Here is a 12,670-nt window from a genome sequence, read left to right on the forward strand (position 1 = left end):
TTGGGTCAATTGGTTCTTCGTCTAATTTTACCAGTTATTGTTTGTCCTGGTTTTGCAATTGATTTATTGGGTGTCTTTCTAATACCTCCAATTTTACCTGTTATAGTTTGTCCTGCTCTTGCTTTAACCACACGAGGTAATTTGTGCGTTTTAGGTGCATTCAATATGTTTCCTGAAACTTTTTTTTTATTCGAGGCAACTTTAACCTTAATATTCTTTGTAATTTTCTTCATTAGATCTCCTTAATTTATTGGATTTTTGAAGCTTTAACTATTTCAGCTTTTTCTTTTAATGTGGTACCTATTATTTTTGCTAAATCTTTTTGGCTCTTTAAAATTGGATCCACTATCAAAGTAAATTGATCATCAACTGTAGAATTGATATTTTTTGCATTAACAATAAGATCTATTTCATGAATATCGCCCTTTAGTACCGAGTCTATTAAAAACGCTCTTTGCGTTGGTAAAAAATCTATCCAACTAGGTAATGGTTGATCATTTGCTAATCTTGCTGAATATTGAACAGAACCTTGACCTTCAAGTTTGAACGTTTTATCTGAAAATTCAAATTTTTTATAATTTTCATCAAATTGTTTAGCAACTGGATTTTGTTTTTGAATAGGTTCTGTTACTTTTGCAATGTATTTTTTACCTAAACCACTAAATTTATTCTTAATTTCATATGCAAATAATTCCGTTCCCCCTACTATGGTGTCTCTTGTGGTAATATCAATTCCAACTGAGGTATAAACTTGTGCAATTGAATGTTGCATTTTAGAAAATGAAATATCTCTTCTTAGTTCAGCAACAAGAGTACCTGCTTCTTCTCTAATTAATTCTAACTCACCAAATCTTGCAATTTTTTGTGCGTTTCGAACTTGGTCGGCAATTTTTGTTGAGACTTTTAAATAACGTTCAGCCGTATCATATTCTTCCATGCTCATTTGAAAATCAATATTTGCTAAATGAACTTGTGATAAGATAGCCATAGATAAAGCAAGACGTTGTTCTTTAATAATTTCTGTATTTGCCTCATTCATTTTCTTAATCGATGGTGCTCTAAAGACATTTAATAAGTTTGCGCCAACTGAAGAACCAAATTCAAAATTTGATTTATTTTGTAAATAATCATTTGAAGAACTTGTGAAAGCTGCGTTAATATTAAAATTAGGTAACAAAGATCTTAATCCAACTTTAGTTTCAGCAACGGATATTCTTTCTTGATATCGATTTTCTAATAACTCTGCTCTACTAACTAAAGCATGTTTTTCCATGTTTTTTAAATCCATGTCTAAAATATTGATAGGTTGATTGGTTGCTACTAATTTATAGCTTTGGTTGGGCAACAATCCCATTAAGGTTCCTAATTCAATTTTAGAATTAATTAAAGTTTGTCTTTGTGTAATAAGAGCTCTCTTTATATCTAGCAATTCTTTTTGATACAAAAGTGCATCCATTGGTTTTTGTAGCAACATCTCTTCTATTTTTTGAGAGTCGCTTAAAGCTATTTTTACTTTTTTAATTAAAGGATCGTATTTTTGAATTAACTTATCTGCAGAAAGAGCATTCCAATAAGATCGAATAACTTCTTTTGCAATATTGTTGGCTGATTTTTTTTCTATCTCTTTTGCAATTAAAAAACGATCCCCTGTTTGTCCTGCTCTAATATAAGACAAACCAAAATCAAGTGCGTTCCAAGCAAAACCTATATCTTGATCAACAACATCTCTATTTCGTGATGTAGAGTATGTAGACCCTTTGGATGCTGCTATATCATTATTTCCAACAGTTGCACTTGTGGATGATTGATAATTGTCACTTCCAGAATAACCTGCATTAGCTGACATGGTTGGTAACATGTCAAACTTTACGTCTTTCAATTGACGGTCCGCTAATGCGGTTTCGAATAATTTTACTTTTAAATCTTTGTTATTTTCGATTGCAAGGGCGATCGCTGTATATAAATCAATGTCTAAGTTTTTTTGTAATATTTCATTTTGCTTTCTAATTTTTGAAATTTTTTCAATATCTTCATCAGCAGATTTCTTTAAAAAATCAAAAGAAAATGGCAATGGGCCTCTATTGGCGCACGAAGCCAACAAGCTAAGGCTTAAGATTAATACAATTTTTATAATTTTTTGGTACACGAACTCTTTATAAATCATTAGAAATATTCTAATAAAGGTTGAGTGACCAGTTTGGGGTTTTAAAGGGAAAAAAGTATTTATTTCTTAAACTTTTTTTTAATTTTTTAATTATTTTCAGGAATTGAAGGTGTATCACTAGACTTTTCTTCAATGATATCCAAAACTGATTCAGTAGGTGTTAACTCACCTCTAGATATAATTGTTAAAGCTAAGCTACAAATTATAAATAAAGTTGCAACTACTGCAGTAGCCTTCCCCATAAAATTACCTGCAGATCTGGAAAGCATAAAATTATCCTGAGAGACACCTATGCCAAGAGCACCACCTTCTGATTTTTGTACAAGTATCAAAAGTACAAGTATTGTTGCTAGTACTAAGTTGACCACTAATAAAATATTTTCCATGTGGCTTAACTATACGTTTTTTTGACTATATCAATAAATTTTTTAGCACTTTGAGATGCACCACCAATCAAAAAACCATCAATATTATTAATTTTTTTTAAGTTTGTAATATTTTCAGGGTTGACTGAACCTCCATATAAAACTTTTGGCAATTTATCTCTAAATTTACTTTTAATAAATTCTATAGTTTTAAAAAGATCATATGATTTTGGTATAATGCCACTGCCAATAGCCCAAACAGGCTCATAAGCAATAAAAATATTAGATTTATTTTTAATATTTTTTAGACCAATTTTAATTTGTTTAGATAAAATTGAACGTGTCTTTTTTTTTCTTTTTTCACTTAAAGTTTCACCAATACAAAAAATAACTTTTAATTTAGCTTCGAGAGCACTTTTTATTTTTAGATTAATTAGTTTATCACTCTCACCTTGTTTTCTATTTTCAGAATGACCAATAATTACAAAATGCGCACCAATGTTTTTTAACATACGGGAATTAACATGGCCAGTGTGAGCACCATAATCTTTGCTTTCATGACAATTTTGTCCACCAATACCAATTTGACAATTATTAAATTTTTTAGCAAAAGAACTTATTAAAGTATTTGGAGGGCAGTAAATTAATCTACCTCCCTTTATTTCTTTAGATTTTGAAAATCTAATAACTTTATCCAATGTATTTAAAGAAGATAAATTCCCATACATTTTCCAATTAGCTACAAAATACATATATTTATTTGTCATAATGAAAAATTTAATCTATAGCTTGGTATTTTAAAGATCAATAAATTAATGAAGTAATGATAAATCCTTTTAAAAATTTTTCTAAAAAGAAAATTGGTGGTCTACTACTAATTTTTGTAATTATAGTAGCTTTTGGTTTTGGTGGTTTTGGTGGAGGATTTAGCACTGGCAATCAAAACAACATAGCTAAGATAAATAATACTAATATTTCTACACAAGATTTTATGGATTATTTAAATGAAACGGGATTAAGCCAACAGGTAATTAAAGAAAATATCGATAAAAATATTATAGAAGAACTTTTATCTACATTAGTATCCACGACTCTTCTTGATCTTGAAATAGAAGAACTTAATCTTTCAATCACAGAAGACGTATTGATTAGAAAAATTAAAAATAATAAAAATTTCCATGATGAAAATGGATTATTTCAAAGAACATTATATGAAAAATTTTTATTAACAAATAATTCTTCTGCAGCCATGTTTGAAATACGCTTGAAAAATAATGAACTTCAAAAACAATTATTTACCTACATAAGTGGTGGAACAAAATCACCAGAATTTTTAATTAATAAATTTTATAAAGAAAATAACAAAAAATTAGATATCGAATATATCGATCTAAGTACCTTTTATAAAAAAAAGGAAATGTTTACAGATAACGATATTAAGTTTTTCGTTGAAGAAAATGCAGAAAAATTAAAACAAGATTATATTGATTTCTCTTTTGTTGAAATTAGCCCAAAAAACTTACTAGGTATTGATGATTTTAATCAAGCATTTTTTGATAAAATTGACGATATAGAAAACCAAATATCAAAAAATATTGACTTTAAAACTATAGTTAAAAATTTGGATATTTCCCCTACCGAAGTTAACTCATACATAAATCTTGATAATAAAAAAATAATAGAAAATATGATCTATAATTCAAGAGAAGATAAAATTGAAATTCTTGAAAATAATGGTGCTTATATTTTTTACAATATAAATAATTCAATCTCTAAATTGCCAGATCTTGAAAATCCTATAATTAAAGAACAAATTACAAATCTTCTATTTCAAAAAGAAAAGTTAGAATTTAATAAAAATATTTTAGAAAAAATTAATAAAAAAACATTCAATCAAGTGTCATTTGATGAGTTTGGTAAAAACAATATAAAAGAAATTAAGCTAGATTCTATAAATGATACTAAAAAATTTGAGACAAACTCAATTCAAATACTCTATTCTCTTCCTATTAATTCTTTTACATTAATTGCAAACAATGAAAATGATGTGTTTATTGCAAAGACTATAAAATACGAAGAAAAAAACATTAACAAAAATTCTGCTAATTTTGGAAAAATATCTTCTGAAGAGGGAGCTCAAAGTAAAAATAATATTTTAAAATCATATGATTTATTTTTAAATAACAGATACCAAGTTGTTGTGAATGAAAAAACACTTGAGCGAGTTAAAAATTATTTTAAATAATGTTAAACAGAAACTTTAATGATTTTAAGTTTCAACATAAAAGAAACAAAAATCAAATCCTCTACACCACTAGGAAAATAAGAAATGATGACGAAATCCTAAATCTAATAGATAATTTTCTTCTAGAAAAAAATAGTTTTGTTTTTGAATCCGTAGAAAAGGGAAAAATAAGAGGTAGATACACTATTTTTGGTAAAAACCCTGATAAAATTTGGGAGTTCAATAATAACAATTCATATTTAGTTACAAACAAAACTAAAAAAAGAATTAAAGGAAAACCTGAAAAAATTATAGAAAAGATAATTGAAGAATTTAAATTTAAGATACCATCAGGGCTTCCTCCTATTAGTTCATTAATTTCTGGTTATTTTTCTTATGATTCAATTAGATACATAGAAAAAATTCCAAACAAATGTAGAGATGATTTAAAACTACCTGATGTAAGGCTTTTAAGACCAAGGGTGTTAGTTGTCCACGATAACTTGAAAAAAAAGATTTTTTATATTGTTAATATCTTTAAGGATGAAAAAATTACAAACTATAAGAATAAATACCTTGAAATTGAAAAACAAATAAATGAATTATTAATTCAAGCTTCTCTCCAAAAAAAAGATTTTAATAAAGCCATTATCAAAAATATAAAAATTAAATCTAATACAACCAAAAATAAGTTTTTAAAGATGGTAAACAAAGCTAAAAAATACATAAAAATTGGAGATATTTTTCAAGTCGTCTTAAGTCAAAGGTTTGAAGCTGAATTGTCTAAAAGACCATTAGAAATTTATAAAAAACTTAGAATTACTAACCCATCTCCATTTATGTATTTTTTTAATTTTGATGATTTTCAAATTATAGGCGCTAGTCCAGAAATTTTAGTAAGACTAAGAGATAACAAGATTACTGTTAGACCAATTGCTGGAACTAGACCTAGGGGTAAAGATTTAAAAGAGGATAACTTTTTTGCAAAAGATTTGCTTAAAGATAAAAAAGAACTTTCTGAACATTTGATGCTACTTGACTTGGGTAGAAATGATGCTGGTAAAGTTTCTAAAATAGGAACTGTTAAAGTTACAGATAGTTTTATGATCGAGAAATACTCTCATGTAATGCATATAGTTTCCAATGTGATGGGTACTTATAATAATAAAATTTCAAAATTTAAATCACTACTTGCTGGATTTCCTGCAGGGACTGTTTCTGGTGCACCTAAAATTAGAGCTATGGAAATAATCGATGAGCTAGAAAAAACTAAAAGAAAAATTTATGCTGGAGGAATAGGTTATTTTTCTGCAAATGGTGAATTTGATACCTGCATCGCTTTAAGAACTGCTGTAGCAAAAAATAAAAAATTCTATGTTCAAGCTGGTGCAGGAATAGTAGCTGACAGTAATCCAATTAAAGAATACGAAGAAACTGTTAATAAAGCCAAAGCTTTAATGAATGCATTAAAATAATGAAAATTTTATTAATAGATAACTATGATAGTTTTACATTTAACTTATATCACTATGTATCATCACTAGGCGTTAAAGTTGATGTGGTTAGAAATGATAAAATCACCCATACACAAATACTAAAAATTAAATATGACAAAATTATTATATCACCAGGACCAGGTAATCCAAATCAATCAGGAAATTGTATTAAAATAGTAAAAGCACTTTATAGAAAAATACCAATTCTTGGAGTATGTTTAGGTCATCAAATTATTGGCCAAGTTTTCGGTTCAAAAATTATTCAAGCAAAAAAGTTAATGCATGGGAAAACTAGTTTTATAAAATCAAAAAAAATAGGTATACTTAAAAATCTTCCCTCTAAATTTGAAGCTACAAGGTATCACAGTCTTATAGTTGATAAAAAAACGTTATCTGATCATCTTGAAATTACTGCAGAAACTGAAGATGGAATTATCATGGGCATAATGCATAAAAAATATAATATTCACGGTGTTCAATTTCACCCTGAAAGTATAAAAACTACCATTGGAATTAAAATATTAAAAAATTTTATTAATTACAAAAGTAAATGAAAGTTTTCATAGATAAATTAAAAGATAAACAAGACTTATCGTTCAATGAAAGCAAAAATGCTTTTGAAATACTAATGGATGGTAAAGCATCAGATGATGAGATATTTGATTTTTTAACTCTACTTTCATCTAAAGGTGAGAGCTCAGATGAAATTGCTGGAGGGGTTTTTGTTTTAAGAGATAAATCTAAAAGAGTTAACGTTAATGACTGTATTGATACATGTGGAACGGGTGGAGACGGTATGAACACACTTAATATTTCAACCGCTTCAGCACTACTTCTATCTAGTATGGGGATAAAAGTTGCAAAACATGGCAATAAAGCTGTTTCCTCTAAATGTGGTTCAGGAGATGTTTTGGAAGCTTTAAATATAAAGATAGATTTAGAGCCTAAAAATATTGAGGAACAAATTGAAAAAAATAACTTTGGTTTTATGTTTGCACCTAACTATCACAGTGCAATGAGATTTGTTGGTCCTACTCGAAAAAAAATAGGAAAAAGAACAATTTTTAATATGATTGGCCCTTTAAGTAATCCTGCACTAGTTGATAGACAAGTAATTGGTGTTTTTGATAAAAAACTATTAAAAATTTTTGCTAATGCTTTGAATAATTTAAATATTAAATTTGCCTGGATTGTAAATAGTGAAGATGGATTAGATGAAATATCACCCTATTCAAAAACTAATGTTGTTCAATTAAAAAATGGTAAAATTTCTGAAATATTAATTGATCCTATAAAATTAAATATAGGTGCGAATAAATTTGAAGATTTACTTGGTGATGATGCAAAATTTAACGCAAATAAAATGCTAGATATATTTAAAGGTGAAGATAACGATTTTTCAAAAGCTGTTTGTTTAAATGCTGCAGCAGGTCTTATCGTTTCAGAAAAATATACAATTTTTATTGAAGCTTATAACGAAGCAAGAACACATATATTGTCAGGAAAAACATACAATGACTTAAAGGAAATTCAAAATGTCTAAAGATGTACTAGAGGAAATTATTAAAAAAAAAATTGAAAAAGTTGATTTATTAAAAAAATCAATTTCATTAAATTCTTTAAATGAACAAATAGATCAAAATAAATCATTTATTAACTTTAAAGATAAAATTCAAAACAACATTGATAATAATAAAATTTCTCTAATTGCAGAAATAAAAAAGGCAAGCCCATCCGCTGGTATTATAATTGATGATTATAACCCTATAGAAATAGCAAAAATCTACAATAACAATAAAGCAACATGTTTATCAATTCTTACTGAAGAAGATTTCTTTTTGGGCAGCCTAAGTGACATTAGTAAAGTGAAAGAAAAAATAAATTTACCTGTTTTATGTAAAGATTTTTTTATTGATAAGTTTCAAGTACCTCTTGCAAAAAGTTATGGTGCGGATGCAATATTAATTATATTAGCTGGTGTCTCTGACGACCTTGCTAATGAATTATATGAAGAAGCAATGAGACTTAATATGTCAATAATTGTTGAGGTCCATACAATTGAAGAAGCCGAAAAAGCTCTTAACTTTAAAGAAGCATTAATTGGAATAAATAATAGAAATCTTAAAACTTTAAAAACAGATCTTAATACAACTTATGATATCTATAACGTCTTAAGTAATCACTCCTCCCCTTTAATTTCTGAAAGCGGCATTAAAACAAAGGAAGAACTTCTTTCTTTAGAGAACAAAACAGAAATAAAAACTTTTTTAATTGGTGAATCACTTTTAAAAAATTTAAATAAAAATTCTATTTTTTCCATTCTCTAGTAAAATAAGCCCCTATTTTAAACATTTTTTAGCTATTGCAGAATTAAAAGAACACTTGTAGAACATATTTTGTACTTTATTTGTTCTTATGCTAACTAAAAAACAAAAAAACCTGCTTTTATTCATCAACAAAAAATTGAGAGCCTCAGGTGTATCTCCTTCATACGAAGAAATGAAAGATTCTTTAAATTTAAAGTCTAAGTCAGGAATACACAGATTAATAAGTGCCTTAGAAGAAAGAGGTTTTATTAGAAGGTTGGCTCACAAAGCTAGAGCTTTAGAGGTTATAAAACTTCCTGAAACAGCTTCTGCTAATGATATTTACAATAGCTTTTCACCTAGTGTTATTAAGGGTGGTCTAGATACAGAAAATACTAACTTAAATGAAATGGAAATTCCTGTATTAGGTAGTATAGCAGCAGGAACACCTGTAGAGGCAATACAAAATGAAGTTTCTCGTATACCTCTTCCAAGCAATCTTGAAAAAAACGGTCAATATTTTGGTCTAAAAGTTCAAGGTGATTCAATGATTGAGGCTGGCATTAATGAAGGTGATACTGTTATCATAAAAAGATCTGACACTGCTGATAACGGTAAAATTGTAGTAGCTTTAATAGATGAACACGAGGCAATGTTGAAAAGAATTAGAAGAAAAGGAAAAACTGTAGCGCTTGAAAGTGCTAATAGAAACTATGAAACCAAAATATTTGGTCCAGATAGAGTAAAAGTTCAAGGTATTCTTGTATCTTTATATAGAAACTTCTAAGAAAATAGTCTAAAAATCATTGATGTCAAAAGTAGCAACAAGATTTGCTCCCTCTCCTACTGGAGCTCTTCATATTGGTGGTGTAAGAACTGCCTTATTCAATTGGCTATATTCTAAAAATAAAAATGGGACCTTTCATCTAAGGATTGAAGATACAGACAAGGAAAGATCTAAAGATGAACATAAAATTCAAATTATCAAGTCTTTAAAATGGATTGGTATTGAGCATGATGGTGATGAATACATTCAATCAACTAAAATTGATGATCATGTAAATGTAGCTAATGAACTGCTTAAAAATGGTCATGCTTATAAATGTTATTGTTCAAGTGATGAAATAGAAGAGCAAAAAAAACGAGCGAGACAAAAAAAACTTCCTTATGTTTACAATAGAAAATGTAGAGATCTTCAAGAGTCTAATGCGCCTACAATTATCAAACCAGTAATTAGATTTAAAAGTAAAATTAAAGGAACCTCAGTACTAAAAGATTTGGTGCAAGGAAATGTTGAAATAGAGAATATTACAATAGAGGATTTTATAATATTAAGAAATGATGGAACGCCAACATATAATTTATCTGCAACCGTTGATGATCATCAAATGAATATGACCCATATCATTAGAGGCGACGATCATAAGATTAATACATTTAAACAAATGCAAATATACTTAGCAATGAAATGGGAAGTTCCTCAATTTGCACATATACCTCTTATTCATACAATAGAGGGTAAAAAATTATCAAAAAGAGATAATGCATCAACTTTAGATGACTACTCCAAAATAGGAATAATACCCGATGCATTAAGGAATTATTTACTGAGATTGGGCTGGTCTTTTGAAGATAAAGAAATATTTACCCTAGATGAGAGCATTAAGTACTTTAACTTAGAAGGTATAGGAAGATCACCATCTAAACTAGATATGAGTAGAATTCTATCAATGAACGAACATTATATTAAAAATATTGATGAAAATGATTTATTTAATCAGCTAATAGAATACTGCAAATTATATAAAAGTGAAATTAAGTCAGATAAAAAAGATAAGATCAAAAAATCTCTAACTTTCTTAAAAAATAAAGCAAAAACATTAGAAGATATATTTAATAATGGTCAATATATTATTGTAGATGAGATAAATTTTAATCAGGATGACATTAAGATCATTGATGATAAGGCAAAAAGAATCATTTCTGCTTTCAATGCTCAATTTGCTATCATAGATAAACTTAGCAAAGAAACATTGGAGCCAATAGTAAATGAACTAATTAAATCAAATAATACAAATTTTAAAGGAGTTGGTCAGCCTTTAAGGATAGCTTTAACAGGTTCAAAATTTGGACCTGGCATATATGATATAATTATTTCACTTGGAAAAGAGGAAGTTATAAAAAGATTAACTAATAAGAAACTTAGTTAATACGGAAGAAGCTTCATCAGAAGATGAGGTTTTTGATCTAATTTTAGTTAAAGTTTCATCACACTCATTGATTTGTTTTTTCATTAATTCTGGATTTTTTAAAAAATAAACAACAGAGTCGTAAATCTCTTTAGCATTACATTCTTTTTGTATTAATTCAGGAATTATCTCTTTGTTGTTAATAATATTGATGATATTGGCAAATTTTGTTTTCACTAACATTTTAACAATTAAAAAATTCAAAAAATTCATTTTATAAATAATTATAGAAGGAACTCTTGCATTACAAATTTCAAGAGAAACAGTTCCAGATTTAGAAACTGCAAAAATAGATTTATTTAAAATTTGTTTTTTAATATTTTCTTCAGAAATAACTTCAACATTTTTTAAATTTATATTATTAATTTTCTCACTAATTAAATTTTTATTATCCTCAGTAGTATGAAAAATAAAAGTAAAATTATTAAATTTTTTATTCATCATATTAATAAAATCTATCAAGATAGGTAAAAGTAAATTAACTTCCGACGATCTACTTCCAGAAAAAAGAGAAATAATTTTTTTATCATTAGATATGATGTTAGTTAGATCTATTTTGTTTTTTGACTCTTCTTCTAGCAACGGATGACCGACAAAAGTATTTGGAATATTTTCTTTATCAAAGTATTTTTTTTCAAAATCAAATAATAATAAAATATGATCTAAAAACTTTTTAAATTTTTTTACTCTGCCCTCACGCCATACCCATACTTGTGGTGCTACATAATGAATAGTTTTTATATCATTGTTTAATTTTTTAACTTTTTCTGCAACTCTTAATGTAAAATCAGGACTATCTACACTAAACAAAATATCTGGATTAAATCTTATTATCTCTTCTACAGTTTTATCTATTTTATTCTTTATTTTAAAAATATTTAATAAAACACTTGTAAAGCCGATGTGGGTAATTTCTTTTAGCTTAAAAATAGATTTTATCCCTAACGAATTTAAATGTGTTCCACCGACACAAGCATATTGAATATTTGGATTATTTTTTTGGACTTTGGATATGACTTTAGAGGCAAGTTTATCTCCAGAGGGTTCACCAGTTAATATAAAGATTTTTTTCATTTTACTGAGATAAACATCCTATTTCTATTCGCAAATTTTATGCATTTGATTTTATCTAAAAAAACATGTTGTTTGTTTTTTATAACAATACCCTTTAAACCAGCAATCTTGCTTTGTTTGATAGTTTTTAATCCTATCGTTGGCAGATCTACTCTCAAGTCTTGTTTTTTTTTGGGAAACTTAACTAATACTCCATGATTTCTAAATATTTTACTTTTGCTTTTTTCAAGCATTTTTTTGGTTCCACCTTTTCCTTCTATAGAAATCACTTTTTTGTTTCTAACCACAACAGCTTGGCTAAAATTATATTGTCTTAAATTATTTAATGTTTTAATTGCTATTTTAATATCTAATTGATCTTGTTTGTTTGGTTTTATCTTTGAATAATTACCTTTCGTTAAAGATAATTCGGGATTAAATTTAAGAGAATTTTCTGTTTTAATCTTGTTTTGAGCAAATATCTTAATAATTTCTTTAAGTATCGCTGCATCTCCAAGCTTTGAGGCTTTGATTATTCTTGGTATATAATAAATTCCTTTTAAATCTAATTTTAATTTAGAAAAGTTTGGTTTATTTACTTTTCCAGCAAATAAGACTTTTTTACAGTTATTTTCCCTAAGAATATTAATAATTTTACCGAATTGACCAATGGATACAGCAAAAGAATTTTTATCTTTCTTAAATTTCTTTGTTTTTGATAAATCAATTATCAAATATTTTATTTTATTTTTTTTAATTGTTTTTAGAATTTCCTTTGGAAAATCAGTATCACCAAAAATTAATCCTATCATC

General features: G+C 27.2%; 13 protein-coding genes. 7 read left to right on the forward strand and 6 right to left on the reverse strand.

Going from position 1 to position 12,670, the window contains the following annotated elements; translation table 11 throughout:
- Positions 1-5: 5 nt before the first annotated feature.
- The 4 genes from AC5SLT_RS03480 to AC5SLT_RS03495 all read right to left on the reverse strand — a co-directional run bounded on the left by AC5SLT_RS03480 (position 6) and on the right by AC5SLT_RS03495 (position 3,296).
- Positions 6-233, reverse strand: coding sequence for a hypothetical protein (locus tag AC5SLT_RS03480; protein ID WP_011282048.1), 228 nt, complete (start codon positions 231-233; stop codon positions 6-8).
- A gap of 14 nt (positions 234-247) precedes the next feature.
- Positions 248-2,164: a TolC family protein gene (locus AC5SLT_RS03485; RefSeq protein WP_494592558.1), complete on the reverse strand. Its 1,917-nt coding sequence runs from the start codon at positions 2,162-2,164 to the stop codon at positions 248-250.
- An 86-nt stretch (positions 2,165-2,250) separates the two neighbouring features.
- Positions 2,251-2,550, reverse strand: coding sequence for a preprotein translocase subunit SecG (secG, locus tag AC5SLT_RS03490; RefSeq protein WP_006996993.1), 300 nt, complete (start codon positions 2,548-2,550; stop codon positions 2,251-2,253).
- 5 nt (positions 2,551-2,555) lie between these two features.
- Entirely contained in the window at positions 2,556-3,296 is a 741-nt protein-coding gene (locus AC5SLT_RS03495; RefSeq protein ID WP_006996994.1) for a triose-phosphate isomerase, read from the reverse strand.
- Between the two features lie 56 nt (positions 3,297-3,352).
- Here AC5SLT_RS03495 and AC5SLT_RS03500 point away from each other — a divergent pair, with 56 nt between their 5' ends.
- The 7 genes from AC5SLT_RS03500 (at position 3,353) to gltX (ending at position 10,765) form a co-directional block, all read left to right on the forward strand.
- On the forward strand, positions 3,353-4,774 hold the full coding sequence (locus AC5SLT_RS03500; RefSeq protein WP_494592559.1) for a SurA N-terminal domain-containing protein: 1,422 nt from the start codon (positions 3,353-3,355) through the stop codon (positions 4,772-4,774).
- The gene (trpE, locus tag AC5SLT_RS03505; protein ID WP_494592561.1) at positions 4,774-6,228 is read left to right on the forward strand and encodes an anthranilate synthase component I; all 1,455 of its coding nucleotides are present in this window, start codon (positions 4,774-4,776) and stop codon (positions 6,226-6,228) included. Before AC5SLT_RS03500 ends, trpE begins: the two co-directional genes overlap by 1 nt.
- Complete coding sequence (locus tag AC5SLT_RS03510; protein WP_018414084.1) at positions 6,228-6,803, forward strand: aminodeoxychorismate/anthranilate synthase component II; 576 nt, start codon at positions 6,228-6,230, stop codon at positions 6,801-6,803. Before trpE ends, AC5SLT_RS03510 begins: the two co-directional genes overlap by 1 nt.
- Positions 6,800-7,792, forward strand: a complete 993-nt coding sequence (trpD, locus tag AC5SLT_RS03515) for an anthranilate phosphoribosyltransferase (protein WP_494591204.1) — start codon at positions 6,800-6,802, stop codon at positions 7,790-7,792. The genes AC5SLT_RS03510 and trpD overlap by 4 nt, the downstream gene beginning before the upstream one ends.
- A complete protein-coding gene (locus AC5SLT_RS03520; protein WP_494591205.1) occupies positions 7,785-8,576 on the forward strand; it encodes an indole-3-glycerol phosphate synthase TrpC in 792 nt (263 codons plus the stop codon). The genes trpD and AC5SLT_RS03520 overlap by 8 nt, the downstream gene beginning before the upstream one ends.
- A gap of 88 nt (positions 8,577-8,664) precedes the next feature.
- Complete coding sequence (gene lexA / locus AC5SLT_RS03525) at positions 8,665-9,342, forward strand: transcriptional repressor LexA (RefSeq protein WP_271487021.1); 678 nt, start codon at positions 8,665-8,667, stop codon at positions 9,340-9,342.
- A 22-nt stretch (positions 9,343-9,364) separates the two neighbouring features.
- Positions 9,365-10,765 (forward strand): glutamate--tRNA ligase, encoded by a 1,401-nt coding sequence (gltX, locus tag AC5SLT_RS03530; protein ID WP_494591206.1) that lies wholly within the window; start codon positions 9,365-9,367, stop codon positions 10,763-10,765.
- Here the strand turns inward: gltX and lpxB are convergent.
- Together lpxB and AC5SLT_RS03540 are read right to left on the reverse strand one after the other, a co-directional pair.
- Entirely contained in the window at positions 10,742-11,878 is a 1,137-nt protein-coding gene (gene lpxB / locus AC5SLT_RS03535) for a lipid-A-disaccharide synthase (protein WP_494591207.1), read from the reverse strand. The genes gltX and lpxB overlap by 24 nt on opposite strands.
- On the reverse strand, positions 11,875-12,669 hold the full coding sequence (locus tag AC5SLT_RS03540) for an LpxI family protein (RefSeq protein WP_494591208.1): 795 nt from the start codon (positions 12,667-12,669) through the stop codon (positions 11,875-11,877). The genes lpxB and AC5SLT_RS03540 overlap by 4 nt, the downstream gene beginning before the upstream one ends.
- Between the last annotated feature and the right edge of the window lies 1 nt (position 12,670).

Source organism: Candidatus Pelagibacter sp. PS_11 (assembly GCF_059417975.1).

Excerpts from the sequence above, each read along its gene's own strand:
- AC5SLT_RS03480 (WP_011282048.1), bottom strand. The coding sequence starts at position 233 with ATGAAGAAAATTACAAAGAATATTAAGGTTAAAGTTGCCTCGAATAAA.
- AC5SLT_RS03485 (WP_494592558.1), bottom strand. The coding sequence starts at position 2,164 with ATGATTTATAAAGAGTTCGTGTACCAAAAAATTATAAAAATTGTATTA.
- secG (WP_006996993.1), bottom strand. The coding sequence starts at position 2,550 with ATGGAAAATATTTTATTAGTGGTCAACTTAGTACTAGCAACAATACTT.
- AC5SLT_RS03495 (WP_006996994.1), bottom strand. The coding sequence starts at position 3,296 with ATGACAAATAAATATATGTATTTTGTAGCTAATTGGAAAATGTATGGG.
- AC5SLT_RS03500 (WP_494592559.1), top strand. The coding sequence starts at position 3,353 with ATGATAAATCCTTTTAAAAATTTTTCTAAAAAGAAAATTGGTGGTCTA.
- trpE (WP_494592561.1), top strand. The coding sequence starts at position 4,774 with ATGTTAAACAGAAACTTTAATGATTTTAAGTTTCAACATAAAAGAAAC.
- AC5SLT_RS03510 (WP_018414084.1), top strand. The coding sequence starts at position 6,228 with ATGAAAATTTTATTAATAGATAACTATGATAGTTTTACATTTAACTTA.
- trpD (WP_494591204.1), top strand. The coding sequence starts at position 6,800 with ATGAAAGTTTTCATAGATAAATTAAAAGATAAACAAGACTTATCGTTC.
- AC5SLT_RS03520 (WP_494591205.1), top strand. The coding sequence starts at position 7,785 with ATGTCTAAAGATGTACTAGAGGAAATTATTAAAAAAAAAATTGAAAAA.
- lexA (WP_271487021.1), top strand. The coding sequence starts at position 8,665 with ATGCTAACTAAAAAACAAAAAAACCTGCTTTTATTCATCAACAAAAAA.
- gltX (WP_494591206.1), top strand. The coding sequence starts at position 9,365 with ATGTCAAAAGTAGCAACAAGATTTGCTCCCTCTCCTACTGGAGCTCTT.
- lpxB (WP_494591207.1), bottom strand. The coding sequence starts at position 11,878 with ATGAAAAAAATCTTTATATTAACTGGTGAACCCTCTGGAGATAAACTT.
- AC5SLT_RS03540 (WP_494591208.1), bottom strand. The coding sequence starts at position 12,669 with ATGATAGGATTAATTTTTGGTGATACTGATTTTCCAAAGGAAATTCTA.